Consider the following 25332-nt stretch of genomic DNA (forward strand, 5'->3'; position numbering starts at 1 on the left):
CTTAGATGACTATACCTAGTTTTAGGGGATGAGTATTGTCACATCCCCTAAAAATTCATTAGTTTACTTCTTCAACTGTTACCAAGTGAGATACTGCAGTGATCATACCACGGATAGCAGCGTTGTCTTCTTTGATAACAGAGCTGTTCAATTTGCCAAGTCCAAGTGCTACAACAGTTTTACGTTGTGATGGAATGCGTCCGATTGGAGACTTAGTCAAAGTAATTTTAATTTGAGCCATTTTATCCCCTTTCTTATGCCAAATCAGAAACTGAAATACCACGAAGGGCAGCAACTTCTTCAGCGCGTTTCAATTGTTTCAAACCTTCAACAGTTGCACGAACAATGTTGATTGGAGTGTTAGAGCCAAGTGATTTAGATGTAATATCTGCCACACCTGCCAATTCCACAACGGCACGAACGGCACCACCAGCGGCAACTCCAGAACCTTCTACAGCAGGTTTCAACAATACTTTAGCTCCACCGAATTCTGAAAGAACTTCGTGTGGGATTGTTGTTCCAACCATAGGAACCTCAATCAAGTTTTTCTTAGCATCTTCTACTGCTTTGCGGATTGCTTCTGGAACTTCTTGAGCTTTACCAGTACCAAATCCTACGCGACCATTGTGGTCACCAACAACAACAAGAGCTGCGAAACGAAGACGACGTCCACCTTTAACAACTTTTGTAACACGGTTGACAGCAACTACGCGTTCTTCTAATTCAACTGCATTGTCTTTAAATGCCATTTTCTAGTGTCCTCCTATTAGAATTTCAATCCGTTTTCACGAGCTGCATCAGCCAAAGCTTTCACACGTCCGTGATATAGATATCCACCGCGGTCGAACACCACTTCTGAAATACCTTTAGCATTTGCACGTTCTGCAACGAGTTTACCGACAGCAACGGCTTGTTCAGTTTTAGTTCCTTTTGAAACTTCTTTGTCAAGAGTTGAAGCACTTGCGAGCGTTACACCCGCTACGTCATCAATCACTTGAGCGTAGATGCCTGTATTAGAACGGAATACGTTCAAACGTGGGCGATCAGCAGTTCCAGAGAGTTTTCCGCGAACGCGACGATGGCGTTTTTGGCGGAGTTTGTTTTTATCTGGTTTAGAAATCACAGTTTTCACCTCTTTAGTTTTAAATCGTGTGCTATGCACAAAGTTGGAAAATAGGTCGGTGGTTGAAGATCAACCACTCAACATTATTTACCTGTTTTACCTTCTTTAAGACGAACATATTCGCCAACGTAACGGATACCTTTACCTTTATATGGTTCTGGTGAGCGAAGGCTACGTACGTAAGCAGCTGTTTGACCAACTACTTCTTTTGAAATTCCGCTGATAACGATTGTTGTTGGGTTTGGAAGTTCAAAAGTAATTCCTTCTGGAGCTTCAACTTCGTCTGGATGAGATTTACCAACAGCCAAAACAAGTTTTTTACCTTGAAGTTGTGCACGGTAACCAACCCCACGCATTTCAAGTTCTTTCTTGAATCCTTCTGATACACCAACAACCATGTTGTTCAAAAGGGCACGAGTAGTTCCGTGAATAGTTTTCATTTCTTTTGAATCGTTTGGACGGTGAAGAGTTACTTCAGTACCTTCCACACGAATTTCAATATCTTTTGAGAACTCACGAGTAAGTTCTCCTTTAGGTCCTTTTACAGTTACAACGTTGTCATTGTTAGTGAGTTCAACACCAGCAGGCAACACGATAACTTTATTACCAATACGTGACATGTTTATTTTCTCCTGTTAGATTGTCAGGCCATGATGGCCAGTTTTCACGGGGGGCATTCGGATTAGAGCAAACCTAGTTTCTTTCGAAAAGCTTTGACAAACTTCTGATATTCTGTCAATACATCAATAGCCGCAGGACTATAACCAATTTCACATAAAAGAGATACAAGGTCATCTTTTGACAATTCAGCCAAAGCGTCTTCTGCAACAATAAGTTTTTCATTCAATTCAGTAGCTTTCATCTTTTCTCCTAAACTAATTTACTCTCTATTTAGCTGATCAGTAAATCAGCTAAATTGAACACGAGCTATGGTCTGTGTGAAAAAGACAAATCTTCCTAGAGTGTTAACACTCTTTGTCAGATTTCCTATTTTCACATTGCCCATGACGCTCTTTGTATCTTGATTTTACCAAACGTAAGCGATAACTTCTCCACCAACGTTCTTTTGGCGAGCTTCTTTATCAGTAAGCAAGCCTTCAGAAGTTGAAAGGATAGCAATTCCAAGTCCGTTAAGAACTTTTGGAAGATCTTCACGTTTTTTGTAGACACGAAGTCCTGGTTTAGAAACACGTTTCAAGTTAGTGATAACTTTTTCACCGTTTGGTCCGTATTTAAGGAATACACGGATGATGCCTTGTTTGTCATCTTCGATGATTTCTACGTTCTTAACAAAACCTTCGCGTTTAAGGATTTCAGCAATCCCTTTTTTGATGTTTGATGCAGGTACTTCAAGTACTTCGTGTTTCGCTTGGTTAGCGTTACGAATACGAGTTAGGAAGTCTGCGATTGGGTCAGTCATAACCATTTTTTATTCTCCTCTTACTAGTAGTTTGCAAGTCGCACTTGCTAGTTAATACATGATACAAAGAGCGTAACAGTGTGAGCAAAAATAGGCAATTTGATGTAGGAGCGATGCTCCAAAGTAAATTGGTCTTTCTTGCCAAAGCTGTAGCTCGTGTTCAAATTGGCAAGCCCAACTGAACCCGGGCTAAACTCTGTGTGAAAAAGATAAACTTTCCTAGAAACTTCAGTTTCTTCGTCAAGTTTCCTATTTTCACTTGGAGTTTTGACGCCCTTGATATCTTAAATTACCAAGATGCTTTTGTTACACCAGGAATTTGTCCTTTGTAAGCTAATTCACGGAAGCAAACACGGCAAAGTTTAAATTTGCGGTAAACTGAATGTGGACGACCACATTTTTCACAACGAGTATAAGCTTGAGTAGAGAACTTCGCTGGACGTTTGTTCTTAGCAATCATTGATTTTTTAGCCATTAGATTTACCTCCTATATTATTTTGCAAAAGGCATTCCAAGGCCTGTAAGCAATGCACGTGACTCTTCGTCAGTGTTAGCAGTTGTTACGATAACGATGTCAAGACCGCGAGTTTTGTCAACGTCATCAAAGTTGATTTCTGGGAAAATCAATTGTTCTTTCACACCAAGAGTGTAGTTTCCGCGTCCATCAAATGATTTTGTTGGAACACCGTGGAAGTCACGCACACGTGGAAGTGAAACTGAAACCAATTTATCCAAGAATTCGTACATACGTTCACCACGAAGGGTAACTTTTGCACCGATCGCTACACCTTCACGAAGACGGAAGCCGGCGATTGATTTTTTAGCTTTAGTGATAAGTGGTTTTTGACCTGAGATAAGCGCCAATTCTTCAGCAGCTTTTTCAAGGCTTTTAGCGTTTGATACAGCTTCACCAACACCCATGTTCAAAACGATCTTATCTACTTTAGGTACAGCCATCACTGATGAGTAGTTGAATTGTTCTGTCAAAGCAGGAACTACTTCATTAAGATATTTTTCTTTTAAACGATTTGCCATTATACTTCTCCTTTCCTTCGTGATTAATCAAGCACTTCGCCTGATTTTTTGTTGTAGCGAACTTTTTTACCGTCTACAAATTTGTAACCAACACGACCAGCTACACCATTTTTGTCCAATACTTGAACGTTTGATACGTGGATAGCTGCTTCTTTCTCGATGATACCACCTTGAGGAAGATCATTAGTTGGACGTTGGTGTTTCTTAACGATGTTTACACCTTCAACGATAACTTTGTTTACTTTTGGAAGGGCAGTAAGGACAACAGCTTCTGTTCCCTTGTCTTTACCAGCGATTACGCGAACTTTGTCGCCTTTTTTTACAAACATTAGGTTTCTCCTTGATTTTTCTTACGCCCATATGGGCACCCTGGAGGTAAATCCAGGGGACTAGTTTGTTTTTTTAAAATTAAAGTACTTCTGGAGCAAGTGACACGATCTTCATGAAGCCACCTTCACGCAATTCACGTGCAACTGGGCCAAAGATACGTGTTCCGCGAGGAGTTTTGTCTTCACGGATGATAACTGCTGCGTTTTCGTCAAACTTGATGTATGAACCATCAGCACGACGAGCACCTGATTTAGTACGAACGATAACAGCTTTTACAACGTCACCTTTTTTAACCGCACCACCAGGAGTAGCTTGTTTTACAGATGCCACAATGACATCACCGATGTTCGCAAATTTACGTTTAGAACCACCAAGAACTTTGATAGTCAAGATTTCGCGTGCACCGCTGTTGTCTGCGACTTTCAAACGAGTTTCTGTTTGAATCATTTCAGTTTTCTCCTTTCAGGCTTGATTAGATGATGACCGCTTCTTCAACAACTTCTACAAGACGGAAACGTTTTGTAGCTGAAAGCGGACGAGTTTCCATGATACGTACGATATCGCCTTCTTTGGCAACATTGTTTTCATCATGTGCTTTGTATTTTTTAGAGTAGTTAATACGTTTACCATAGACTGGGTGGTTACGTTTTGTTTCAACTACAACTGTGATTGTCTTGTCCATTTTGTCAGATACAACACGTCCAACAAGAACTTTACGATTATTGCGTTCCATTGAAATTTCTCCTTCCCTAGTCTATTATTTCGCTTCAGATTGAACTGTTTTGATACGAGCGATTTGTTTTTTAACTTCTTTCAAGCGAGCTGTTTGTTCCAATTGACCAGTAGCAGCTTGGAAACGAAGTTCAAACAATTCTTTTTTCAATTCGTTTTCGCGCTTCGCGAGTTCTTCTTGAGAAAGACCACGAAGTTCTTTAACAAATTCTTTTACTTCATTAAGTTTCATGCCTTCTCCTTATTCTGCTTCACGTTTTACGAATTTACATTTAACTGGCAATTTGTGGCTAGCAAGACGAAGCGCTTCGCGAGCGATCTCTTCAGATACACCAGCAACTTCAAACATCACTTTACCACGTTTAACTGGTGCTACCCAACCTTCAGGTGCCCCTTTACCAGATCCCATACGCACACCGATAGCTTTAGCAGTGTATGATTTGTGTGGGAAGATTTTAATCCAAACTTTACCACCACGTTTCATGTAACGAGTCATGGCGATACGAGCAGCTTCGATTTGGCGGTTAGTGATCCAGTGGCTAGTTGTAGCTTGAAGACCGTATTCACCGAATGCTACTTCTTTTCCACCTTTTGCTTCACCGCGCATTTTTCCACGGAATTCACGACGGTGTTTAACACGTTTAGGTACTAACATTGGTTATTTACCTCCTTTAGTGTTTTTACGAGCTGGAAGAACTTCACCACGGTAGATCCATACTTTAACACCAAGTTTACCGTATGTAGTATCTGCTTCTTCCCAAGCGTAATCGATATCTGCACGAAGTGTGTGAAGTGGAACAGTTCCTTCAGAGTATCCTTCAGCACGGGCGATATCTGCACCGTTCAAACGACCTGATACTTGAGTTTTGATTCCTTTAGCTCCAGCACGCATTGCACGTTGGATTGCTTGTTTTTGTGCACGACGGAAAGCAACACGTTGCTCCAATTGACGAGCAATTCCTTCACCTACAAGATGAGCATCCAAATCAGGTTGTTTGATTTCGATGATGTTGATGTGTACTTGTTTTCCAGTCAATTTGTTAAGTTTTGCACGGAGTGCATCAACGTTAGCACCACCTTTACCGATAACCATACCTGGTTTAGCAGTGTGAAGTGAAACGTTAACTTTGTTTACTGCGCGTTCGATTTCGATAGTTGAAACTGCTGCGTCAGCAAGTTCTTTTTGAACGAATTTACGGATTGCAAGATCTTCATGAAGGTAATCCGCGTATTCTTTTTCAGCATACCATTTGGCATCCCAATCACGGATGATGCCGACACGCATACCAATTGGATGTACTTTTTGACCCACGATGTTACCTCCTTATTTTTCTGCAACAGCTACAGTGATGTGAGCTGTACGTTTGTTGATTGGTGAAGCTGAACCTTTCGCACGTGGACGGAAACGTTTCATAGTTGGTCCTTCGTTTGCGAATGCTTCAGATACTACCAAGTTAGCTTTGTCCAAACCAAAGTTGTTTTCAGCGTTAGCTACAGCTGAATTCAAAACTTTCAAGATGATTTCAGCAGCTTTGTTTGGTGTGAATGTCAAGATTGCAATAGCATCGGCTACGCTTTTACCACGGATGTTGTCAAGAACAAGACGTGATTTACGAGGTGAAACACGTACTGTACGAGCCATTGCTTTAGCTGAAGTAATTTCTGCCATTTATGTTCTCCTTATTTTCTACGTGTTTTCTTGTCGTCTGCAGCGTGACCTTTGTAAGTACGAGTTGGTGCAAATTCACCAAGTTTGTGACCTACCATGTCTTCTTGGATGTAAACAGGTACGTGTTTACGTCCGTCATAAACTGCAATAGTGTAACCAATGAAACTTGGGAAGATCGTTGAACGACGTGACCAAGTTTTGATAACTTTTTTCTTTTCGTCGTTAGCTTGAGCTTCAACTTTTTTCATCAAATGCTCATCGACGAATGGTCCTTTTTTAAGACTGCGTCCCATTTTTATATTTTCTCCTTTAAATGTTGTACCACAGCGGCTTGCGCTCGCATGGAGCGCTACCGAGCTGGCGGATTTACTAGATGCTTAAGCGACTAGTTTTAAATTATTTCTCGTTGCGACGACGAACGATAAGTTTGTCAGATTTCGCTTTCTTGTTACGAGTTTTAAGACCAAGAGCAGGTTTGCCCCATGGAGTAGATGGTGCTTTACGACCAACTGGTGCTTTACCTTCACCACCACCGTGTGGGTGATCGTTAGGGTTCATTACAGAACCACGAACTGTTGGGCGGATACCTTTCCAACGGCTACGTCCTGCTTTACCAAGGTTCACAAGTCCATGTTGTTCGTTTCCGACAACACCAACTGTAGCACGACAAGTTCCAAGAATCATACGAACTTCGCCAGATTGAAGACGGACAAGAACGTATTTACCTTCTTGACCCAATACTTGAGCAGAAGCTCCAGCTGCACGGACCAATTCTCCACCACGACCTGGTTTCAACTCGATGTTGTGGATCAAAGTACCAACTGGGATGTTTGCAAGTGGAAGAGCATTTCCGACTTTGATATCTGCTTCAGGACCTGAAACGATACGTTGACCAACTTCAAGACCTTTTGGAGCGATGATGTATGCTTTCACACCATCAGTGTAGTGTACAAGAGCGATGTTTGCAGAACGGTTTGGATCGTACTCGATTGTTTTAACAACTGCTTCAACGTTGTCTTTGTTACGCTTGAAGTCAACCAAACGGTAGAAACGTTTGTGTCCACCACCTTGGTGACGAACAGTGATACGACCGTTGTTGTTACGACCAGCCTTGTTCTTCAAAGCAACAAGCAATGATTTTTCAGGAGTGCTTGTTGTGATTTCAGCGAAATCCAAAGAAGTCATATTACGGCGACCGTTTGTTGTTGGTTTATAAACACGAATTCCCACGATATTTCCTCCTTAGATTATTCAGCTTCAGCAGCGAACAACTCGATTGCTTTTGAATCAGCTGTAAGTGTGATGATAGCTTTTTTAGTTTTGTTAGTAAAACCAGTGTAACGTCCAACACGTTTAGCCTTTGGTTTTACGTTGATTGTGTTAACATTTGCAACTTTAACACCTTCGAAAGCAGCTTCAACAGCTTGCTTGATCAAAAGTTTGTGTGCACGAGTGTCAACTTCAAATACATATTTCCCTGCTTCAAGTTGAGCCATTGAGCTTTCAGTGATGACAGGTTTTTTGATAACATCATACAAATTCATTATGCAAGAACCTCCTCAATTTTAGAGATAGCTGCTTGTGTGACAAGAAGTTTGTCGCTATTTGCGATGTCAAGAACACTTGCAGTTGTAGCAGTTGCAACTTTCACGTTTGGAAGGTTACGAGCTGAAAGAGCTGCGAATTCATTTCCTTCTTCAAGGATAACAAGAACTTTTGAATCGATGCTCAATGCTGCAAGAACTTTTGCAAATTCAGCAGTTTTTGGAGCTGTAAATGAAAGAGCGTCTACAGCTACGAATTTGTTTTCAGCAACTTTTTCAGAGTAAACTGATTTAAGAGCTAGGCGACGAACTTTTTGTGGAAGTTTGTAGCCGTATGAACGTGGAGTTGGTCCGAAGACAACACCACCACCACGCCATTGTGGTGAGCGGATAGAACCTTGACGAGCACGTCCAGTTCCTTTTTGACGCCATGGTTTGCGTCCACCACCTGATACTGCAGAGCGGTTTTTAACAGCGTGTGTTCCTTGACGAAGGCTTGCGCGTTGGCTGATGATCACATCAAACACAACTGATTCATTTGGTTCGATACCAAATACTGCATCGTTAAGAACAACTTGGCCAGCTTCTTTACCAGTTTGGTCAAATAATGTTACGTTTGCCATTGTGACTGATTTCCCCTTTCTTTATTATTTACCAGCTTTAACTGCTGATTTGATAGTGATAAGAGATTTCTTAGCACCTGGTACGTTACCTTTGATAAGGATAACATTCTTTTCTGGAACAACTTGTACAACTTCAAGGTTTTGAATTGTTACGCGGTCGCCACCCATACGTCCTGCAAGGTTTTTACCTTTGAATACGCGGTTAGGTGCAACAGGTCCCATTGAACCTGGACGACGGTGGTAACGAGAACCGTGAGCCATTGGTCCACGTGATTGTCCGTGGCGTTTGATAACACCTTGGAAACCTTTACCTTTAGAAGTACCAGTTACGTCAACAACGTCTCCAGCTGCGAATGTTTCAACTGTGATTTCAGCACCAACTTCCAAGCCTTCAACGTTTTTGAATTCACGAATGAAGCGCTTAGGAGCCGTGTTAGCTTTCGCTACATGTCCTTTAGCAGGTTTGTTGCTCAATACTTCGCGTTTGTCGTCGAAACCAACTTGGATAGCGTTGTATCCGTCTGTTTCAACAGTTTTAACTTGAAGAACAACGTTTGGAGTTGCTTCAATAACTGTTACAGGGATCAATTCGCCAGCTTCAGTGAAGATTTGAGTCATTCCCACTTTTTTCCCTAAGATTCCTTTTGTCATGAGAAAATAGTTCCTTTTCTATATTTTTTATTCAAAAAGTTTTTAACGAGCGTTTTTCATGCTCAAGTCTAAGATACAAAGGGCGTCAAACTCAAAGTGAAAATAGGAAACTGACGCAGTATCTAACAGAAACTAGGAAGTTTATCTTTTTCACACCGAGTTTAGCCCGTGTTCAATTAAATTGAAACACCAGCCTCTGCTCTTTTATATTTTAGATTAAAGTTTGATTTCTACGTTTACACCACTTGGAAGATCCAATTTCATCAACGCATCAACTGTTTTTTGAGTTGGGTTAACGATATCGATCAAACGTTTGTGTGTACGCATTTCAAATTGTTCGCGAGAGTCTTTGTATTTGTGAGTCGCACGAATGATTGTGTAGAGGCTACGCTCAGTTGGAAGTGGGATTGGACCCGCAACTTGTGCACCTGTACGAGTAGCTGATTCTACGATTTTTGCAGCCGCTGTGTCAAGCGTACGGTGTTCGTAAGCTTTCAAACGGATACGGATTTTTTTGTTTGCCATCTTTTTCTCCTTTTCGTCTATTTAAGATAATAGGCTAGCTCCACAAGAAAACCGACGCGCGTTGCGTGGCAATGCAACCGAGCGTGTCGCAACCTCTTGCATCACAGCTAAAGCTGTAATTTACAGCACCATAATAGAATAACACAAAGCCCCTGCGATTGCAAGGGATTTGTGAGCTTTTTTTCGTTTTTTTAGGATGAAACTGTTTTCCTATTTCATCTTCCTATGACTACTGATTTACGACCTTAAAATTTAGTCTTTTCTTCTATATAATATGAGTCATTTTGATCTTGAATTCATCTTCCGATTGATCCACTAAGATATCTGCTTTAGACTCGGTTTCTCTGTAGTATTGCAGATACTGCTCCCGTCTCATTTGATGGCTAGCTAGTATAAAGGAAGCATCGCGATTTCTCATAATCGTATCTCGAGCTAGGCGCCTCTCCAATTCCGTTTCTGCGTCCGTATAAAAGCAGATGGTTTTGTCAAAGAGTTCCTTTGGTAAAAAAACCACAGACATCCCTTCAACAATCAGAATCGGTTTGAGTCCGGACAAGACCTCACTAGCCTTCCAGGCTCATCGATTGTCAAGATATCCATACCTGCCTGCAAGGCGAGAATATCTCTCTGCAAACTTGCCAGTTCATGCGCTACTGGGAGACAAGCTGTCACCTTTTGATCTGGTGCTTGCTTTGGCACTACCAGGTGACGTTCCGAGGTGATATAGGGATCTGTTTCTAGCAAATTTACTGTAGTAGAATCTAGGGCTTGATATAATTCCTGTGCGAAGGTTGACTTGCCTGAAGCACCATGACCGTATATCCCCAGCGTCCTAACTCTTCCTGTTTCAATCTCTGAAACCAGTTGTTCTATCAGGTCTTTTTTCTTCATTCTCTCTTCACCTGTTCATAGCTTTCTTTTCCGTCATTAAGCTTGTCCCAAATCACTATTTGGCCACTTTTGAGAGATTTTTGCACATCGATAATTCGTTGATTAGAGGAACCTCGAAACTGGAGCATGAGATTGCGCTTGCTTTTATCATACCGTCCATCGACAAGGATGTCAATCAGCGACAAGAGTTCCAGTTTATCTGGAGTCTCAAGCATCATTTCTTCCCAAGTGTAGCCCGTCCAGGACCAGATGTCTTTGTCTGGCAATTCCTTTCGAATGCGTTTAACGAGCGGCAAGAGGATCCCTGTATTAAGAAAAGGTTCTCCTCCCAGCAAGGTCAAACCTTGAACATAAGGCTGGGCAAGATCTGTCATAATCTGTTCTTCCAACTCTGGTGTATAAGGAATCCCTGCATTGAAAGACCAAGTCGCAACATTATAGCATCCCTCACAGTGGAACATACAGCCTGCGACATAGAGAGAGTTGCGCACACCTTCTCCATCGACAAAGTTAAAGGCCTTATAATCAATGATCCGTCCTTTACTAAGTTCCTCACTTTTCCATTCACCTGGTTTTGGTGTATTCCATGTCATCCTTTTACTCCAAATCTATCCAGTAACGTTCTACGCCATTGCGAACATCCTCAAACACCCCACTATTAGCTAAGATAACAGCTCGGCTTGCTGGATTTTCTGTGCTACAAGTCACTAAAGCTCGTTTAATATTCTTTCCCTTAGCAACTTGTAGACCTTGTCGGAGGGATTCTTTGGCATAACCCTTACCTCTTTCAGATGGACGAATGGAGTAGCCAATATGGCCAGCATGATTCAGTAAACCCTCATTCAGTCTCAATCGCAGATTCAAAAATCCTAGAGCACGACCTACATCATCAAATGATACAAATTGAATAGAAGGAACACGATTTTCAGGCAAGTTTATTCCCATCTCTTTTTGCATATTTATTTCCAACCACTCTTCATACACAAAGTTCTCTGTATCCCAGAAACCACCATCATGAGGTGACTGTACTTGTTCAAACTCCGCAATCATCTCTAAAATCGCGTCTTTATCTTCCAAAGTTGGTCGTCGTAATTCCATAAACTCTCCTCAATCTATATCAATCCAATAACGCTCCTTACCAGCTCGAATATCCTCTAAAGTTCCGCCATTAGCCAGAATCACTGCCCGGCTGGCAGCATTGTCACTATCGCAAGTCACTAGGACTCGTTTAATATTTTTACTTTTAGCTACTTGCAAGCCTTGCCGCAGCTGCTCTTTGGCCAATCCTTTCCCACGCGCAGACGGACGAATACTGTAACCAATGTGCCCACCTTCTTGGAGCAAATGGTCATTGAGCCGCAAGCGCAGATTGAGAAAGCCTACAGCCTGACCATCCGCAGCAAAAGAAACTAGTTGGACGTAAGGCACAAAACCTTGCGGCAAGCCTAGCCCTGCCTCAGCTAGCCGAATGGTCTCCAGCCAGTCCTCATAGACAAAATCCGCTCCGCCAAAGAAGCCGTCCTGTCGGCTACCAGCCGCTTCAAAGTCAGCCAGCATCTCTAAAATCTTTTCCTTGTCTTCTAGTTTCGGTCGTCTCAGCTCCATAGATCCTCCTGATACGAAGAGAGTGAGACCGCCTTGCGCCCCACTCTGACTTCTATTATTTCTTGTTTTTTTCTAAAAATTGCTGACGCAGTTTGGCTAATCGCTCTTTTTTGCCATTGCCTCCCCGCGAATGTTTTTCATGGAAACGCTGCACCTGAGCCTTTCCTTTGTCGTCCAATTGATACTTTCCCATCTTAATCTCCCTCATACTTAATAGTCGAGCCATTCATGTGTTTGACACGCGCAGCGATTTCCTTATGGCGCCCATTAACCATTGGACGCGCTTGTGGATTTCCCAGATAACCACACGTACGTTTGACCACATCTACTGTTTTTGGGTCGCTATTGCCACAGTTGGGACAAGCAAAGCCTCGCTCAGTTGGTTCAAAATCCCCTTCAAAGTCACACTTGTAGCAACGATCAATCGGAGTATTGGTTCCTAGATAGCCGACACGGTCATAAGCATAATCCCAGACAGCTTCCAGAGCTTTAGGATTTTGTTGAAGAACTGGATACTCACAATAATGGATGAAACCACCTGACGCACCTGCTTCTGGATAAACTTTCTCAAAGTCTAATTTTTCAAACGGTGTTGGATTTTTGCGGACATCATAGTGGAACGAGTTGGTGTAGTATTCCTTATCTGTGATATCAGGAATAGAACCGAACTTTTCTGTATCCAAGCGGCAGAAGCGATCTGTTAGACTTTCAGACGGTGTGGAGTAGATAGAGAAATGGTAATCATATTGATCTGACCACTCTTCTACACGTCGTTTCATATCACGAATGATGTCAAGCGTGAATTCCTTGGCTTCTGGATTACTTTCCCAGCTATTACCAAAGAAGACCGTCGCCACTTCATACAAACCGATATAGCCTAGAGAAATGGTCGCACGGCGATTCTTAAAGAGTTGGTCTACACTTTCTTCTTTTCCAAGACGGCGGCCGAAGGCTCCATACTGATAAAGGATAGGGGCATTTGCTGGTGTTGCTTCCTTGGTTCGTTCGACACGATAAACCAGAGCATCCTCCGCGATGTTCATTCGCTCGTTGAAGATTTCCCAGAACTTGTTCAAGTCACCTTCGGACTCGAGAGCGATACGAGGCAGATTGACTGTCACAACACCTAGGTTCATACGACCTGAATTGACCTCGACACCATTTTCATCCTTCCATCCTTGGAGGAAAGAACGGCAGCCCATAGGAACCTTGAAAGAACCTGTCAGCTCGATAATCTTATCGTAGGACAAGACATCTGGGTACATCCGTTTGGTTGCACACTCGAGGGCCAACTGTTTGATATCGTAGTTAGGCGACCTCTCCTCTAAATTGAGCCCTCTTTTCAGCGTAAAGATGAGTTTAGGGAAGATGGCTGTACGGTGTTCTGAACCAAGTCCCTTGATACGAATAGTCAAGATAGCTTTTTGAATTTCCCGCTCAAAACGACTGGTTCCCAGGCCAAAACCAAGCGAAGTAAATGGTGTTTGCCCATTTGAAGTAAAGAGTGTGTTGATTTCATACTCAAGAGATTGCATGGCATCGTAGATGTCTTTTTGCGTTTTCTTCCAAGCGTAATCTTCCCGTTTCTCAGGCAATACCCATTCTTCTGCATCTTTAAGGTGTTTTTGGTAATTCTTCTCCGCATAAGGAGCCAAGACTTCATCGATACGGTCAGCTGAACAGCCCCCGTACTGGCTAGAAGCGACGTTGGCGATGATTTGTGAAATCTGAGCTGTCGCAGTCTGGATAGACTTGGGACTCTCTACCTCTGCATTTCCAATCTTAAAACCATTTTCCAACATGCCTTTAAAATCAATCAAACAGCAGTTGGTCATCGGTGTGTAGGGGCTATAGTCCAGGTCATGATAGTGGATATCCCCCTTTTGGTGAGCATTGGCTACGTGCTTAGGAAGCATTTGCAAGCCGATTGATTTCCCCACAATCCCTGCTGTCAAATCACGCTGGGTGTTAAAAACATCACTGTCTTTATTGGCATTTTCATTGACAACTGCCCGGTCTTTATTGAGAAGTTTATGAATGCTAAAGTTGATATCTGTCGCTTTTGAGCGCTCAAAATCTCTTTGTGTCCGATAAGTGATATACTCCTCAGCTAGCGCATATTCTTTAGCTTCAAGGAGTTCATGTTCTACGATGTTTTGAATCTCGTAAATCTTGACACCTTGAGGGAAGCGACTGTGAATCTCCGCAACAATGCGCTCAAGCAATCCATTGAGACGTCTTTCAACCAAGGGAGTCACATCCATGACTTTATCAGCTGCCTTGTGGAGAGCCTTGTCAATCTTGTCTACATCAAACACTACACGTCTACCATCTCGTTTTTCAACGAACAAGGTGGGAACGGTTGCAAGTTTTTCTTCTAATACAATCATATCCATGCTCTTTTCTATTTTTCTTCTTAAATGATATTATACCACTCTAAAAAGAAAAATCAATATCTTGTGTCAAAATTTCTAAAATTTTTAAAAAAGCACAAGATATTGATTTTGTTATTTAGATTTATAAAGCTTGAATTCACTAGTATCTGTCTGAACAAGCTCGTATTTTTCGCTGAGCCAGCTCTCCACATCCGACCACAAGGCTACTTTTTGATTGACCAAAATCATCTTCGGTTTATTTTCTTTTAGATCATTCATAAGTTTGGTTTTATTTTCATCGCTTGCAGTATAGAGTGTTGGTGTCACTAGAGAAGTCGGCGCCAAGCGTTCACTTGCTCGATAAAAATCTGGACGATCGTCCCAAGCATAGACACGATCCTCCGAACTTGTTTGCTGTTTGACCACACTAGCAAGACGTTCTCTCTCTTGATAGGTCGCTGGGTGAGAAACATAACGACTCAAAACGGGTAGGAAAAGTAAATAGACTATTGCAACTAATGGTAGGTAGAAATTTCCCTTGAGGTAGCGACCAAATAGTGATGAAGAGCGAACTCTTCGTCTACTACGACTGATACGATCAGAGCTACCTTCTCTAATGTTGGTTAGTAATAACAATGTCAGAAAGGGTAAAATCACTGCCAAACGTGAGCCATGCAAAGGTTCCTTTGAAAGAATTAATAAAGCAAGAGTTACCAGTAAGCCTAAACTAGCGCCTATTGAGACAGCAGATTGTTTGGCTGACTTGGTCTGAAACAATCCTGAAAAGATCAATGTCAGAATTCCAATACCGATGGATAGCAAGCCATAGAAAGCAGCATTCTCCATAAGATTGGCATTTGAAAATAGACTAAGCGTATCTATTGGATACAAAGTATGGCTAATCGCATCACCAAAAGTTCCTGTTAATACAGTATAATAGCCAATTGGATAAAAAATGATAGAAAATCCTAGAGCTGATGCGAAAAATTGATACAAACCATGAACAAATTTACGCTTGGCAATATTAAATCCAAACAAACTTAAGGCAAGTGTGGCTGCAAACAAGGCTGTGGGAATAGGTGATAGGAAGAAAGCTAATGCTAAACTCATCCCAACTCGCAAGAAACCTTTATCGTTACTTGGCTCATCCAGATAGTCAGCCACTAGGCTAAAACTATAAAATAGAAAAGGCAAGGCCACAACTACTGCATAGCTACCACCAAATCCCAGACTGCCTACAAGCAAATAGAAAACCAACAAAAGCTGTCTAGCCTGCTCTCCCTGACCTGTCAAGGTATCTGCGGACTTGAATAGAAAAACACCAGCTCCGAACAAGGCCAACCACTCCACCAAAGCAAAAAGAATACTCCCTTGAGAGAGATAGATTAGTACGTAATAAAGCAGTCCATTTGAACCATAATAATCCGTGTAAATCTGCCCACTCTGATGTAGTGCCCAACCAGTATAAAGATCTTGCATCTGTTGGGGGCTCACCAAACCAAAGATCAGAGGCAACATTACAGAAACAGCTGTAGCAGCCAGACTCCAAATTACCACACTAAAAAACGGAAGTGGAGTTCGTTTCTTACCCCCTCGCCCTAGTCCAAATTCAGACTCTTGATCCAGCCGTTCCCGATACTGGTATCGAAATTCTTCTAGCTGTTCGTCTTTTTCCTCGTATACGTTCATTCAATTTCTCCTAGTAAGTTTATCTGTTTTAGTATATCAAAAACTTACAGGAATGTCAGCTAAGGATTGATATTTCCTTAACTTCTTATCTAGCTCAGCATAGCGTTCAATCTCTCGAAAACGGTGTAAACTGCTTGTTTGAAACTCTAGGATAAAATCATGTTCTTCTTGATTTAGCATTTTCATCCTCCTGCTTATCTATTCGCAAAAAGACAAAAATAAGATCCAGCCTTGGGCCAGATCTTGGTGAATAGTTAGAGCATGGGCGCAAACAACTGGACAATTTCCTTGATCAGGCTTTGATACCAGCTTGTTTTGATTGTATGGGGATAGATTTCTTGAGAAACTTTAAAAATCTCTTCGAAGTCCCTCTCAATATCGATGATAGACTGCGTTCTATAAAGCAAAACGCCATTTTCATAGTGGTGGAGCAAGCTCCGATAGTCAAAATTGATGGTTCCCACAGTAGCCACCTCTCCATCGACAAGCATTTGCTTGCTATGAAGAAATCCTGGACTGTACTCGTAAATGCGAACACCTGCAGATAGCAAGTCTGGATAGGCTCCCCGAGTAACCAATTGGATAATCTCCTTATCTGGGATATATGGCGTCACAATTCGCACATCTACCCCTCTCAGAGCTGCATTTTTGATACTTTCAGTTAGATCATAGTCGGTAATCAGATAAGGGGTCGTGATATAGACATAGTCTGTAGCTTGATTGATAAGGTTTTGATAGACCGTTTTTCCAACTTGGGCTCGGTAGATAGGCTTTGGCCCACTACTGTAAGGAATACAAAGCCCCATCCCATCTCTAGGTTGATTTTCGAGATGGTATTGGTCAAAATCGCTAATTTCCCCACGATTGATATACCAAGTTGATAAAAAGAGTCTAGTAAAAGCCTTGACTGCTGGTCCATCCAGACGAATACCGCTATCCTTCCAATAGCCAAAGCGTTCGATATGGTTGATATACTCATCGGCCAGATTGACACCACCTGTATAGGCAATCTGCCCATCGATAATCATGATTTTACGGTGATCACGGTTGTTATAAGCAACAGTCAAACGTGGAATCACCTTGTTAAATTTGTGAGCTTCAATCCCTCGACCACGAAGCTGGATGGTGTAATCTCCAGACAAGGTTGCCATACAACCAATATCATCATAGAGGAGCTTAACTTCTACTCCTTGAGCTGCCTTTTCTTCCAAAATCTCCAAAATACTATTCCACATCAAACCTTCTTCGATGATATAGTATTCGAGAAAGATAAACTTCTCCGCTTTCTTGAGATCCTCTAGCATCTGGCGCCACATGCTTTCCCCTGAAGGGAAGAAATGGGTATCTGTTCGATTATAGACATCCGCATTCGTATCCATACTGAGGAGAGATTTGATAACGCCGTAAGCCGACTTGTCTTGTTCCTTTAACTCCAAACGGAGGGCTCTGCTATTGTCCTCTCGGTCAACCATTGATTGAAGCTGCTTTAGCTGCTTCATTTCTTTTTTAGATAAACGGCGTTCTCCAAACATGATATAGAGCAACGGACCAAATACTGGCACAAAGGCTACTAACAGCCATGTCACCTTGCTTTCTGGATTCATGGACCGATTGACAATTGATACAATGGTCGCTAAGCTTACTAAAATGACAAGGATAATCCAGAGAATCGGAGCCATCTGTCCTAGATAGAGAAATAAACCAAAGACGAGAATCAACTCCGTCAACATGATGGCAATACTAAAACCATACTTAGACATGAGTAGCTGCATTTTTCTAGCTGTCATACATCCCCTTCCTTTTCTAACATCTCCCTAATTGCTTGCTAAACTAATATTTCTACTAGTATACCTCAGTTCAGGGGTAGATGGCAACCGTTTACCTTTGCTCAAGTTCCAGTCGTTCCGTGTTTGGATGATTGTTACAATTTCAGAGCTAACATATTGACCGTCATACCAGCTGCAGTCCCCATAAGGTAGACGACATCTCCCTCCTTGATAAGCCCATGATCCAAAGAATAAGCCAAGCCAAACGGTACAGAGACTGACACCATATTTCCATAGTCAGTGACGAGATTGAGGTACTGATTCTCGGCCACACCTAGTTTTTCCATGACCAAAGGAAGAGCACGACTTGCTTGGTGAGGAATGATATAGTCCACGTCTGCCAAGGCTAGCTGTGTTTTTTCTTGAAACTCTTCAAACATGACTGGAATTTTACGAGCAGACAAGAGGAGGATTTTCTTCCCCTTCATGTCAAACATATAGTTGATCTTAGTCGCTTCAGAGTACTCTTTTGGTTGAAAAGAAGTCAGACCTCCACGAATCTCCGTATCGTGAGCTCCCTCCGACCAAGTACGTTGGAGACTAGCAATGATCCCTTTTTCCTGATGACTTTTTTGAAAAATAAAGGCTGTTGCCCCGTCACTAAAGAGTTCAAAACTTTCTTTTTGCTTGGGATTGAGCCCTAAACTACCAACCTCACTAGACACAATCAAGACACGATTGTATTCGCTCGCCTCAATCAAGTGGGACATGGTCGATAGAGCAGAAATAAAGCTGGTACAGGTCGTATTGATGTCCATTGCTGGAATTGAGAGTCCTTTTGCCACGCGCTCATGAATCAAGGCTGCTGTACATGGAATAGGCTGGACTCCAACGGCACTCGCCGAAACCAAACAATCAATGTCTTCTATTTTCAAACTTGCATTTTCAAGTGCCTGCTGGATAGCTGCTTCTGCCAAATCTAGTTGCGTTTCTTCATTTTCAACTACACGATAACGAGTTTGATCTTTAAATTGGACAGTATGCTTTGGAAGGCAAACACCATAACCTGCGATTTCTACATGTCTTGTTACTTCTGTCATTGTCTTTTATCCTTTCATAAACGTTGGATTCGTTTGAGTTTACGGCTAGTATCCCAGTGATAATCTGAAAATTGGATTTGAGGAATCGCAAACTGCTTTTGCTGGGCTAGGAGTTGAAACTGGGCTAGAATAGATGCTTCCACTGCCTCACCTCGTTGGCTTAGACAAACTTCCACTACCTTCTCAGAATGTTGCTTGACTTGGTAATCTCCTACATTCTCCACAAAGAGGATGCACCTCCTGATAAAGTCTGGATAGATGGTCACCTGTTCGCCATCCAGTCCTGCGAAATAGAAGATGTCGTCAGAGCGTCCTTCGACCTTGTCAATCCGTGTATAGCAGGAGCCACATGGACAAGGCTCCGGATTTTCAACCAAGATATCATTGAGCTGGTAGCGATAAACAGGCTGACTGCTTCGTTTAAAGTCCGTAATCACTGGATAAAAACGGCGGTCATCTAGATACTGCTTTTCCACAAAGATAATGTCTTCGTTGAGATGCAGATTGCCAGCTGAGCAAGTACAGGCTAGAAAACCTTCAGTTGCCTGATAAACTTGGTCAATAATAGATAGAGAAAAGGCTTCTGCGATCCGTTCCCTATCCTTATCTTCCAAAATTTCTGCCACCGAAACAATTTTTTGTGGATGGATGGCTAACTGTCCAGCTTTTAGTCGCTTGCTCAATTCAATCAACATAGAGGCTGGCGCCACCACAATAGTCGGTTGGTAGCTATTAAGGCGCTCGATATGCTCATCTGTATGTTTGAAAATATCAAAATACTCTAAACGAATGAGGGCCGTATTGATGGTCTGATAGAGTTCATTATCAGCTCTCAGGAAAAAGGCAATGCGTTGTCCAAAAAGCTGGCCTTTTGGCAACATCTTGGCTAAGATAGCCGCTGCCCATATACTTCGCTCTTTCTCTGTTGTGATAAAGAGCCCCCGATGTCCAGATGTCCCTGAAGACAGACCGACTGCTACTTCGCCTTTAAGTTCAGTGAAGTCACGGGTCTTCTCACTTTCAATAGCTAAGGATAAGGCTTCATCACAATCCACTCCTTGGGTGTTGAGCTCATTGAAATGTTCCATCATAAAAGCCTTGTCCATATGGTCAAAGTTGCTAGGAACCCCATTTTTAAAGTAGGGCGACTCTCGCTTTAAAAAGTCCATATAGTTGGCTAATTGCCTTTTCTGATAGTTTTCTACAGCTTCTCGAGATTTGAAATGATGAAGCCAACGAGTTTGGATAAAGGTTTTAAGAAAGGTTATTTTTTTCATGTAAGATTGACTCTATCCTTTCTACAGGATCATGGCTAACAAGCACCTCAATACCGTCCTTTAAGACTTCCTCCAGAAACTCTGTCCCCCTGATATAGTCAGCCTTATTATCCTGAACAAAGGAAGGAATCAGGTGCATCTGCTTAGTATAAGGTAAGAGGTCAATTCCCCAACAGAGGTCTGCTGCAATGAGGAGATTAAGGTCTGGAAAATATAGACAGGCTTGCCCCCTAGCATGCCCGTCAACAGAAGCTACTAGGATACTTCCATCTCCGAAAAGATCACAAATCGGACGATAGGGAAAAGTTGAAACTTGCTGGTCAGCTCTGATAATGGTTAGATTTTTTTCAAAAGAAGTTGGTAAAAACTCCTTGAAAATCAAGTCTTTCAACTTGGGTTTTTGGTAGACTTCATATACTTCTTTTGTCAAGATAAAGGTTGCATGAGGAAAGAAACTAGCCCCTCCCAGATGATCTGGATGTAGATGAGATAGGATGACATAATTTATTTCTTCTGGCTTGATCCCCTTAGCTTCCAGCAAACGTGAAATTTGGTCCTTTTCCGTCATTTGAACGGGCGTTCCTAGCCGATAGAAACCATAGCGAAGCCGGGTCTTAATATCGTAATGATAGCCTGTGTCATAGAGGAGATAGCCCTTGTCCCTGTGTTTGATAAGAAAAACACCTGCTGGAAAGGTCATCTTTTGATTCTTGACTCCCTTAAATAGCAAACCTGTGTAGCTGGTACAGTAGCCTGCTGGGAAATAATCAATGCTTTCGATAATCTTGGACATATTGTTCAATTCCTTCCGAAATACTGATTTGAGGGCGATACCCCAATTCTCGCTCCGCCTTGCTGATGTCCAGTGTCTGACTATAACGGAGCAGATAATAGGTATAGCGTGTCAGAGGCGGTTCACCTTTGAGTTTCAAGACCTTATACAGAAACTCTAAACTAGTAGCAATAACTGAAAGAAGAGGAGCTGGCACTTTTCTGTATGTTATTGGATAGCCCAACCCTCTCAAGGTTTCTTCTATCAAATCCTTAAAGGCTCTTGGTTCCCCATTGGTAATATTATAAACTTCGCCACTAGCTTGAGGGGCCTCTAGTGCCAAGCGAATTGCCAGAGCGACATTTTCCACACAGGTCATATCCATGAGCTGACGACCGTCTCCTATTAAGGGAATGCCAATCTTCTGACTGAGTTTGAGAACTCGGGGCAAAATACTGGTATCCCCAATCCCAAAAAGCCCACGAGGTCGTAAAATAATACTCGGAACATCGGGATAGTCCTTAAACAGCTTCTCCGAAGCCAGCTTACTACGAATGTAGTTGTTCAAATTATTTTCCTGAGGCGCAGCACTTTCTTTGATAGCTAGCTGATCTCGAGGCGCAGCATAGATGCTAGGCGAGGACACATAAACCAAACGCTGAATACCAGCCTCTCGGCAAGCATCCAGAACATACTTGGTCCCTAAGACATTTGTCTGGTAGAAATCCTCCCAAGGCCCCCAAACGGTAGAAAGAGCACCCGCATGCACAACCATGTCCATCCCCTGACAAGCCAGAGACAAGTCCTCTTGCTTGGTCAAATTTCCCTGAAAAAAAGTTACTAGGGAATTCTCCAAAGACTGACCCACCTTGCGATTGCGTCCAAAAGCGCGTACCTGATAGCCATGCTGACTGAGCTCTTCAACAACATACTTGCCTAGAAAGCCCGTAGCACCTGTTACCAATACTTTCTTCATGTCTTATTTCTCCTTGTCCCCTAAGAGCCGATGTATTTCGCTCTTCAGAATCTCTGTTGGATGATAGATTTGAGCTGCACGACTAAGTTTGTTCAAGTCTGGCCAGTCATCTCTGGCCAACAACTCATCAAAAGCGCGTCCAATCGCTTCTCTATCCTCTCGTTTAGCAGTCAGGGCAATCCCTGTTTCTAGCCCGCGAACCGCATAGTCATACTGATCATAGTCATGAGGGAGAATCAAGGCAGGCTTGCCATAGATAATACATTGGTAAAAAATACCCGCACCGCCATGATGAATCACATAGTCCATCTGGGGAATGTATTCCTTATAGGGAAGATAGGAGACCACAGAAACATTGTCCATGAGCTCCTCACATTGGAAGTCTTGTCCGCCAAATCCCAGAGTCACAAAGAAGTGACAATCTGGATGTGCTTCTGCCAATTGTTGTGTCTGATAGAGGAGATTGTCTTTGGCCCATGCTAGCTGAGTGCCACAGGAGACAAGGACCTTCTTATAACCTGCATAAGGAGACAAATCGAGAGGGTAATTTTCTGCCCTCTCAATCGAAGAGCCAAAAGGTCCCACCCAAAGATAGTGCTCTGGAAAACCACTTTTCAGCTCCAACTCTTTCATTCCAATTCCCAAGATGGAATAGGGTGAATAGATAGTTTCTTGACCTTTCTGATTGTAGAGCTTAAAATCGTAACGTTTTAAGCGTTCTCTCAATAAAAAGGTTACGATTCGTTTCCCTAAACGAGTCACTTTTCTCCCCAGCCATTGCTGGACAGATTGGAAAGATGTCTTTGGACTGCCCAATCCTCCAAAGAAACAAGGTGGCCCATCTGTCGTTTCAATGGCAAATTGTGTCGCCATAGTGGTAATCCAAGGGATTCCCAACTGTTCCGCAACTAGTCCTCCAGAGAGGGTTATAAAATCCGCAATCACAATATCAGGTCGATTTTCCTGCCACTCTTGCACTAATTGATCTGAAACCACATTGATCAAATCAAGACTAGCTGACAACTGTCGATAAGCAGAAATAAGGTTTAACTGCCCTTCATTGTTGGCTACACGCTCAAACTCATCTACACAATGTTCTAAAATGGGAATCACCTGAAATCCCATTTCCTCTGCTACAGCTTTTCGTTGCGGTCCTGTAAATAATCGAATCTCATACAAGGAATCCTTCAACAAGGGTGCGAGCAGATTCAGGGTCGGGAAGAGATGCCCACTTAAGGGCACTACAACCACATCGATTTTGATTTTTCTCATATGTCTAGAATAGCAAATTTTTAAAAAAAGAACTACCAAAATGATAGTTCTTTCCAGCATTATTTAGCTTCTTTTCACTTTACGAATTAGAAGAGTTCTTTGTAGAGAGCAATGGTTTCTTCTAAAGTGGGCATAAATGGATTTCCAGGTGCACAGGCATCAATCAAGGCATTCTTAGAAAGATAGTCAAAGTCAAAGTCTTTTTCTTGGATACCGAGTTCAGTGAGTTTCTTCGGAATACCTACTGTTTCAGACAGTTTCTCAATTTCAGCAATAGCATAGGTAGCACATTCTTGGTCTGTTTTCCCTTCAACATGAAGTCCCAAAGCCTTGGCTACATTGCGGAAAGCTTCTGGTACACGTTTGGCATTTTCACGTTCTACAACTGGGAGAAGCATGGCACAGCAGACACCATGCGGCAAGTTATATACCGCACCGAGTTGGTGAGCCATGGAATGAACATAGCCCAAACCAGCATTGTTAAAGCTCATGCCACCGAGGAAGATGGCATTGACCATCGCCTCACGCGCTTCAATATCTTGTCCGTTAGCCACAGCACGAGGAAGATACTCCTTGATGAGTTCAATGGCTCCGATAGAGAGTTTCTTAGTCACATTATAAGCACCTGGTGTTACTAAGGCCTCGACAGCGTGAGTAAGAGCATCCATGCCTGTCGCTGCTGTCAATCCTTTCGGTTTTGAAAGCATGAGTTCTGGATCATTGACAGAGATAAGGGCAAGGCTATTCTTATCTACCATTACCATCTTGACCTTGCGTTCTTCGTCAGTAATGACATAGTTAATGGTGATTTCTGCTGAAGTTCCAGCTGTTGTATTGATCGCAACCACTGGCAACCCTTTTTTAGCAGACTTGTGAAGTCCTTCGTAGTCCTGTGGTTTTCCACCATTTGTAGCAATGATAGAGATACAACTAGCCGCATCCTGTGGGGATCCTCCCCCAAGACTGATGATGAAATCACATCCATGTTCTTTCAAGGTAGCCACCCCGTCTGTGACGTTCTTGCAAGTCGGATTTGGCTCCACATCGCTAAAGATCACATATTCAATCCCTTCAGTATCTAATGGTTTTAGGACCTTAGGTAAAATATCACTTCCTTCAATGAACTTATCTGTCACCAAAAGGGCCTTCTTATACCCAAGTTCCTTGATATACGGACCTACTTCATTTACAACACCTTTACCAATAAGGTTAACTGCCGGAACGTAAAATGTAGCCATATGCTTTTCCTCCTGCGCCTTTGCGCTATTTGATTATTTACCTTAAGTATACGACCTTAGTACAAGTTTTACAAATAGTTGTAAGCGCTCTAAGTAAAAAAACAGTAAAGAACCACTGGTCACGTTTTAAAACAAAAAAGCTCCAAAAAGATAGCTTTCATCTCATTGGAACTTCTACTTAATCATTATTGCTTAGTTAATACCACTCGGTCAGATGCCTCTCGATCCATATCATCAATAATCATTTGATTACCATTAACCGCGTAAATTTTAACATCATCTCCGATAATGACACGTTGATTTTCTGGCTCAAAGGTGACTTGCTTGATTTCCTTATCTCCATCTGGCTCGACCTCAGTCCATGTACCAGTTTTACCTGTTACAACAAGAGTGATTTGGTCATTCTCATCTTTTCCAGTATAGGTACCATCGATGTTCGTAGGTTGAGCTACAGTAGTGTCCTGACTTGAGGATGCCTGTGGTTGACTAGCACTTGTAGCAGTGCTAGAAGATGATTCTTGTTGAGTAGATGATTGCCGAGCAGATTGCTGGGTAGGGGCTTGTGCCTTAGGTCCACAAGCTGCTAAAAGACTAAGAATTGCTAGGGAAGCAATAGAAAGTGTGAATGTTTTCGTTCTCATAGCGATTTCCTTTCTTTTGTGTCAATGTTTTGCTGGAACAGTTTCCAGATGTACCTCCTACCTCCAGTATAACAACTT

Annotated in this window: 36 protein-coding genes and 1 pseudogene; all 37 read right to left on the reverse strand. The window is 42.3% G+C overall.

What is annotated here, in order from left to right:
• Positions 1–58 precede the first annotated feature (58 nt).
• On the reverse strand, positions 59–241 hold the full coding sequence (gene rpmD / locus D8803_RS00655; RefSeq protein WP_000057241.1) for a 50S ribosomal protein L30: 183 nt from the start codon (positions 239–241) through the stop codon (positions 59–61).
• Positions 242–254: 13 nt separating this feature from the next.
• Entirely contained in the window at positions 255–749 is a 495-nt protein-coding gene (rpsE, locus tag D8803_RS00660) for a 30S ribosomal protein S5 (protein WP_000874204.1), read from the reverse strand.
• Between the two features lie 17 nt (positions 750–766).
• A complete protein-coding gene (gene rplR / locus D8803_RS00665) occupies positions 767–1123 on the reverse strand; it encodes a 50S ribosomal protein L18 (protein ID WP_000624044.1) in 357 nt (118 codons plus the stop codon).
• Between the two features lie 83 nt (positions 1124–1206).
• Entirely contained in the window at positions 1207–1743 is a 537-nt protein-coding gene (gene rplF / locus D8803_RS00670; RefSeq protein ID WP_000086638.1) for a 50S ribosomal protein L6, read from the reverse strand.
• A 62-nt stretch (positions 1744–1805) separates the two neighbouring features.
• The gene (locus D8803_RS00675) at positions 1806–1985 is read right to left on the reverse strand and encodes a hypothetical protein (RefSeq protein ID WP_084975972.1); all 180 of its coding nucleotides are present in this window, start codon (positions 1983–1985) and stop codon (positions 1806–1808) included.
• Positions 1986–2150: 165 nt separating this feature from the next.
• On the reverse strand, positions 2151–2549 hold the full coding sequence (gene rpsH / locus D8803_RS00680; protein WP_000245504.1) for a 30S ribosomal protein S8: 399 nt from the start codon (positions 2547–2549) through the stop codon (positions 2151–2153).
• A gap of 283 nt (positions 2550–2832) precedes the next feature.
• Positions 2833–3018, reverse strand: coding sequence for a type Z 30S ribosomal protein S14 (locus D8803_RS00685; protein ID WP_001085697.1), 186 nt, complete (start codon positions 3016–3018; stop codon positions 2833–2835).
• Between the two features lie 17 nt (positions 3019–3035).
• On the reverse strand, positions 3036–3578 hold the full coding sequence (rplE, locus tag D8803_RS00690) for a 50S ribosomal protein L5 (protein ID WP_000013542.1): 543 nt from the start codon (positions 3576–3578) through the stop codon (positions 3036–3038).
• A gap of 23 nt (positions 3579–3601) precedes the next feature.
• Positions 3602–3907, reverse strand: coding sequence for a 50S ribosomal protein L24 (gene rplX, locus D8803_RS00695; protein WP_000497690.1), 306 nt, complete (start codon positions 3905–3907; stop codon positions 3602–3604).
• A 79-nt stretch (positions 3908–3986) separates the two neighbouring features.
• The gene (gene rplN, locus D8803_RS00700; RefSeq protein WP_000616548.1) at positions 3987–4355 is read right to left on the reverse strand and encodes a 50S ribosomal protein L14; all 369 of its coding nucleotides are present in this window, start codon (positions 4353–4355) and stop codon (positions 3987–3989) included.
• A gap of 25 nt (positions 4356–4380) precedes the next feature.
• Positions 4381–4641: a 30S ribosomal protein S17 gene (rpsQ, locus tag D8803_RS00705; RefSeq protein ID WP_000440801.1), complete on the reverse strand. Its 261-nt coding sequence runs from the start codon at positions 4639–4641 to the stop codon at positions 4381–4383.
• A 24-nt stretch (positions 4642–4665) separates the two neighbouring features.
• Complete coding sequence (gene rpmC / locus D8803_RS00710; protein ID WP_000772918.1) at positions 4666–4872, reverse strand: 50S ribosomal protein L29; 207 nt, start codon at positions 4870–4872, stop codon at positions 4666–4668.
• Between the two features lie 9 nt (positions 4873–4881).
• Positions 4882–5295: a 50S ribosomal protein L16 gene (gene rplP / locus D8803_RS00715; protein WP_000960948.1), complete on the reverse strand. Its 414-nt coding sequence runs from the start codon at positions 5293–5295 to the stop codon at positions 4882–4884.
• A 3-nt stretch (positions 5296–5298) separates the two neighbouring features.
• The gene (gene rpsC, locus D8803_RS00720; protein WP_000529936.1) at positions 5299–5952 is read right to left on the reverse strand and encodes a 30S ribosomal protein S3; all 654 of its coding nucleotides are present in this window, start codon (positions 5950–5952) and stop codon (positions 5299–5301) included.
• Between the two features lie 12 nt (positions 5953–5964).
• Entirely contained in the window at positions 5965–6309 is a 345-nt protein-coding gene (gene rplV, locus D8803_RS00725) for a 50S ribosomal protein L22 (protein ID WP_000818137.1), read from the reverse strand.
• Positions 6310–6320: 11 nt separating this feature from the next.
• Positions 6321–6602 (reverse strand): 30S ribosomal protein S19, encoded by a 282-nt coding sequence (gene rpsS / locus D8803_RS00730; RefSeq protein WP_000533766.1) that lies wholly within the window; start codon positions 6600–6602, stop codon positions 6321–6323.
• Between the two features lie 103 nt (positions 6603–6705).
• Complete coding sequence (rplB, locus tag D8803_RS00735) at positions 6706–7539, reverse strand: 50S ribosomal protein L2 (RefSeq protein ID WP_000512905.1); 834 nt, start codon at positions 7537–7539, stop codon at positions 6706–6708.
• Between the two features lie 17 nt (positions 7540–7556).
• Positions 7557–7853, reverse strand: coding sequence for a 50S ribosomal protein L23 (locus tag D8803_RS00740; protein ID WP_001055347.1), 297 nt, complete (start codon positions 7851–7853; stop codon positions 7557–7559).
• Positions 7853–8476: a 50S ribosomal protein L4 gene (gene rplD / locus D8803_RS00745; protein WP_000024537.1), complete on the reverse strand. Its 624-nt coding sequence runs from the start codon at positions 8474–8476 to the stop codon at positions 7853–7855. Before rplD ends, D8803_RS00740 begins: the two co-directional genes overlap by 1 nt.
• 24 nt (positions 8477–8500) lie before the next feature.
• Complete coding sequence (gene rplC, locus D8803_RS00750; protein WP_000160197.1) at positions 8501–9127, reverse strand: 50S ribosomal protein L3; 627 nt, start codon at positions 9125–9127, stop codon at positions 8501–8503.
• Between the two features lie 216 nt (positions 9128–9343).
• On the reverse strand, positions 9344–9652 hold the full coding sequence (gene rpsJ / locus D8803_RS00755; protein ID WP_001284513.1) for a 30S ribosomal protein S10: 309 nt from the start codon (positions 9650–9652) through the stop codon (positions 9344–9346).
• A 265-nt stretch (positions 9653–9917) separates the two neighbouring features.
• Positions 9918–10543, reverse strand: a pseudogene (locus D8803_RS00760) (uridine kinase).
• Positions 10540–11136: an anaerobic ribonucleoside-triphosphate reductase activating protein gene (gene nrdG, locus D8803_RS00765; protein ID WP_131199951.1), complete on the reverse strand. Its 597-nt coding sequence runs from the start codon at positions 11134–11136 to the stop codon at positions 10540–10542. The pseudogene D8803_RS00760 and the gene nrdG overlap by 4 nt, the downstream one beginning before the upstream one ends.
• Positions 11137–11140: 4 nt before the next feature.
• A complete protein-coding gene (locus tag D8803_RS00770) occupies positions 11141–11641 on the reverse strand; it encodes a GNAT family N-acetyltransferase (protein ID WP_131199952.1) in 501 nt (166 codons plus the stop codon).
• 9 nt (positions 11642–11650) lie between these two features.
• Positions 11651–12148, reverse strand: a complete 498-nt coding sequence (locus D8803_RS00775; RefSeq protein ID WP_131199953.1) for a GNAT family N-acetyltransferase — start codon at positions 12146–12148, stop codon at positions 11651–11653.
• A gap of 55 nt (positions 12149–12203) precedes the next feature.
• Positions 12204–12341, reverse strand: coding sequence for a hypothetical protein (locus D8803_RS00780; protein ID WP_005592063.1), 138 nt, complete (start codon positions 12339–12341; stop codon positions 12204–12206).
• Between the two features lies 1 nt (position 12342).
• Positions 12343–14538, reverse strand: a complete 2196-nt coding sequence (nrdD, locus tag D8803_RS00785; RefSeq protein WP_190316780.1) for an anaerobic ribonucleoside-triphosphate reductase — start codon at positions 14536–14538, stop codon at positions 12343–12345.
• A gap of 117 nt (positions 14539–14655) precedes the next feature.
• A complete protein-coding gene (locus D8803_RS00790; protein WP_131199955.1) occupies positions 14656–16212 on the reverse strand; it encodes a damage-inducible protein CinA in 1557 nt (518 codons plus the stop codon).
• Positions 16213–16248: 36 nt separating this feature from the next.
• The gene (locus tag D8803_RS09680; RefSeq protein ID WP_190316781.1) at positions 16249–16392 is read right to left on the reverse strand and encodes a hypothetical protein; all 144 of its coding nucleotides are present in this window, start codon (positions 16390–16392) and stop codon (positions 16249–16251) included.
• 74 nt (positions 16393–16466) lie between these two features.
• Positions 16467–17999: a cardiolipin synthase gene (gene cls / locus D8803_RS00795; RefSeq protein WP_131199956.1), complete on the reverse strand. Its 1533-nt coding sequence runs from the start codon at positions 17997–17999 to the stop codon at positions 16467–16469.
• A gap of 134 nt (positions 18000–18133) precedes the next feature.
• Positions 18134–19078, reverse strand: a complete 945-nt coding sequence (locus D8803_RS00800; protein WP_038805851.1) for a 3-oxoacyl-[acyl-carrier-protein] synthase III C-terminal domain-containing protein — start codon at positions 19076–19078, stop codon at positions 18134–18136.
• Between the two features lie 14 nt (positions 19079–19092).
• A complete protein-coding gene (locus D8803_RS00805; RefSeq protein WP_131199957.1) occupies positions 19093–20355 on the reverse strand; it encodes a F390 synthetase-related protein in 1263 nt (420 codons plus the stop codon).
• Positions 20333–21148, reverse strand: coding sequence for an MBL fold metallo-hydrolase (locus D8803_RS00810; RefSeq protein ID WP_131199958.1), 816 nt, complete (start codon positions 21146–21148; stop codon positions 20333–20335). The genes D8803_RS00805 and D8803_RS00810 overlap by 23 nt, the downstream gene beginning before the upstream one ends.
• Entirely contained in the window at positions 21123–22103 is a 981-nt protein-coding gene (locus D8803_RS00815) for an NAD-dependent epimerase/dehydratase family protein (RefSeq protein ID WP_125415439.1), read from the reverse strand. The genes D8803_RS00810 and D8803_RS00815 overlap by 26 nt, the downstream gene beginning before the upstream one ends.
• 3 nt (positions 22104–22106) lie before the next feature.
• The gene (locus D8803_RS00820) at positions 22107–23375 is read right to left on the reverse strand and encodes a glycosyltransferase (protein WP_131199959.1); all 1269 of its coding nucleotides are present in this window, start codon (positions 23373–23375) and stop codon (positions 22107–22109) included.
• 86 nt (positions 23376–23461) lie between these two features.
• A complete protein-coding gene (locus D8803_RS00825; RefSeq protein ID WP_131199960.1) occupies positions 23462–24613 on the reverse strand; it encodes an iron-containing alcohol dehydrogenase in 1152 nt (383 codons plus the stop codon).
• A gap of 185 nt (positions 24614–24798) precedes the next feature.
• Positions 24799–25254 carry an SP_0198 family lipoprotein gene (locus tag D8803_RS00830; protein WP_131199961.1) on the reverse strand — a complete coding sequence of 152 codons (456 nt, stop codon included), beginning with the start codon at positions 25252–25254 and terminating at the stop codon, positions 24799–24801.
• Between the last annotated feature and the right edge of the window lie 78 nt (positions 25255–25332).

The sequence above is a fragment of the Streptococcus oralis genome, from assembly GCF_003943385.1.
Taxonomy (GTDB): domain Bacteria; phylum Bacillota; class Bacilli; order Lactobacillales; family Streptococcaceae; genus Streptococcus; species Streptococcus oralis_CA.

What these genes read in the sequence shown, in the direction of transcription:
- rpmD (WP_000057241.1), bottom strand. Translation starts at nt 241, where the DNA reads ATGGCTCAAATTAAAATTACTTTGACTAAGTCTCCAATCGGACGCATT.
- rpsE (WP_000874204.1), bottom strand. Translation starts at nt 749, where the DNA reads ATGGCATTTAAAGACAATGCAGTTGAATTAGAAGAACGCGTAGTTGCT.
- rplF (WP_000086638.1), bottom strand. Translation starts at nt 1,743, where the DNA reads ATGTCACGTATTGGTAATAAAGTTATCGTGTTGCCTGCTGGTGTTGAA.
- D8803_RS00675 (WP_084975972.1), bottom strand. Translation starts at nt 1,985, where the DNA reads ATGAAAGCTACTGAATTGAATGAAAAACTTATTGTTGCAGAAGACGCT.
- rpsH (WP_000245504.1), bottom strand. Translation starts at nt 2,549, where the DNA reads ATGGTTATGACTGACCCAATCGCAGACTTCCTAACTCGTATTCGTAAC.
- D8803_RS00685 (WP_001085697.1), bottom strand. Translation starts at nt 3,018, where the DNA reads ATGGCTAAAAAATCAATGATTGCTAAGAACAAACGTCCAGCGAAGTTC.
- rplE (WP_000013542.1), bottom strand. Translation starts at nt 3,578, where the DNA reads ATGGCAAATCGTTTAAAAGAAAAATATCTTAATGAAGTAGTTCCTGCT.
- rplX (WP_000497690.1), bottom strand. Translation starts at nt 3,907, where the DNA reads ATGTTTGTAAAAAAAGGCGACAAAGTTCGCGTAATCGCTGGTAAAGAC.
- rplN (WP_000616548.1), bottom strand. Translation starts at nt 4,355, where the DNA reads ATGATTCAAACAGAAACTCGTTTGAAAGTCGCAGACAACAGCGGTGCA.
- rpsQ (WP_000440801.1), bottom strand. Translation starts at nt 4,641, where the DNA reads ATGGAACGCAATAATCGTAAAGTTCTTGTTGGACGTGTTGTATCTGAC.
- rpmC (WP_000772918.1), bottom strand. Translation starts at nt 4,872, where the DNA reads ATGAAACTTAATGAAGTAAAAGAATTTGTTAAAGAACTTCGTGGTCTT.
- rplP (WP_000960948.1), bottom strand. Translation starts at nt 5,295, where the DNA reads ATGTTAGTACCTAAACGTGTTAAACACCGTCGTGAATTCCGTGGAAAA.
- rplV (WP_000818137.1), bottom strand. Translation starts at nt 6,309, where the DNA reads ATGGCAGAAATTACTTCAGCTAAAGCAATGGCTCGTACAGTACGTGTT.
- rpsS (WP_000533766.1), bottom strand. Translation starts at nt 6,602, where the DNA reads ATGGGACGCAGTCTTAAAAAAGGACCATTCGTCGATGAGCATTTGATG.
- D8803_RS00740 (WP_001055347.1), bottom strand. Translation starts at nt 7,853, where the DNA reads ATGAATTTGTATGATGTTATCAAAAAACCTGTCATCACTGAAAGCTCA.
- rplD (WP_000024537.1), bottom strand. Translation starts at nt 8,476, where the DNA reads ATGGCAAACGTAACATTATTTGACCAAACTGGTAAAGAAGCTGGCCAA.
- rplC (WP_000160197.1), bottom strand. Translation starts at nt 9,127, where the DNA reads ATGACAAAAGGAATCTTAGGGAAAAAAGTGGGAATGACTCAAATCTTC.
- rpsJ (WP_001284513.1), bottom strand. Translation starts at nt 9,652, where the DNA reads ATGGCAAACAAAAAAATCCGTATCCGTTTGAAAGCTTACGAACACCGT.
- nrdG (WP_131199951.1), bottom strand. Translation starts at nt 11,136, where the DNA reads ATGACATGGAATACACCAAAACCAGGTGAATGGAAAAGTGAGGAACTT.
- D8803_RS00770 (WP_131199952.1), bottom strand. Translation starts at nt 11,641, where the DNA reads ATGGAATTACGACGACCAACTTTGGAAGATAAAGACGCGATTTTAGAG.
- D8803_RS00775 (WP_131199953.1), bottom strand. Translation starts at nt 12,148, where the DNA reads ATGGAGCTGAGACGACCGAAACTAGAAGACAAGGAAAAGATTTTAGAG.
- D8803_RS00780 (WP_005592063.1), bottom strand. Translation starts at nt 12,341, where the DNA reads ATGGGAAAGTATCAATTGGACGACAAAGGAAAGGCTCAGGTGCAGCGT.
- nrdD (WP_190316780.1), bottom strand. Translation starts at nt 14,538, where the DNA reads ATGATTGTATTAGAAGAAAAACTTGCAACCGTTCCCACCTTGTTCGTT.
- D8803_RS00790 (WP_131199955.1), bottom strand. Translation starts at nt 16,212, where the DNA reads ATGAACGTATACGAGGAAAAAGACGAACAGCTAGAAGAATTTCGATAC.
- D8803_RS09680 (WP_190316781.1), bottom strand. Translation starts at nt 16,392, where the DNA reads ATGCTAAATCAAGAAGAACATGATTTTATCCTAGAGTTTCAAACAAGC.
- cls (WP_131199956.1), bottom strand. Translation starts at nt 17,999, where the DNA reads ATGACAGCTAGAAAAATGCAGCTACTCATGTCTAAGTATGGTTTTAGT.
- D8803_RS00800 (WP_038805851.1), bottom strand. Translation starts at nt 19,078, where the DNA reads ATGACAGAAGTAACAAGACATGTAGAAATCGCAGGTTATGGTGTTTGC.
- D8803_RS00805 (WP_131199957.1), bottom strand. Translation starts at nt 20,355, where the DNA reads ATGAAAAAAATAACCTTTCTTAAAACCTTTATCCAAACTCGTTGGCTT.
- D8803_RS00810 (WP_131199958.1), bottom strand. Translation starts at nt 21,148, where the DNA reads ATGTCCAAGATTATCGAAAGCATTGATTATTTCCCAGCAGGCTACTGT.
- D8803_RS00815 (WP_125415439.1), bottom strand. Translation starts at nt 22,103, where the DNA reads ATGAAGAAAGTATTGGTAACAGGTGCTACGGGCTTTCTAGGCAAGTAT.
- D8803_RS00820 (WP_131199959.1), bottom strand. Translation starts at nt 23,375, where the DNA reads ATGAGAAAAATCAAAATCGATGTGGTTGTAGTGCCCTTAAGTGGGCAT.
- D8803_RS00825 (WP_131199960.1), bottom strand. Translation starts at nt 24,613, where the DNA reads ATGGCTACATTTTACGTTCCGGCAGTTAACCTTATTGGTAAAGGTGTT.
- D8803_RS00830 (WP_131199961.1), bottom strand. Translation starts at nt 25,254, where the DNA reads ATGAGAACGAAAACATTCACACTTTCTATTGCTTCCCTAGCAATTCTT.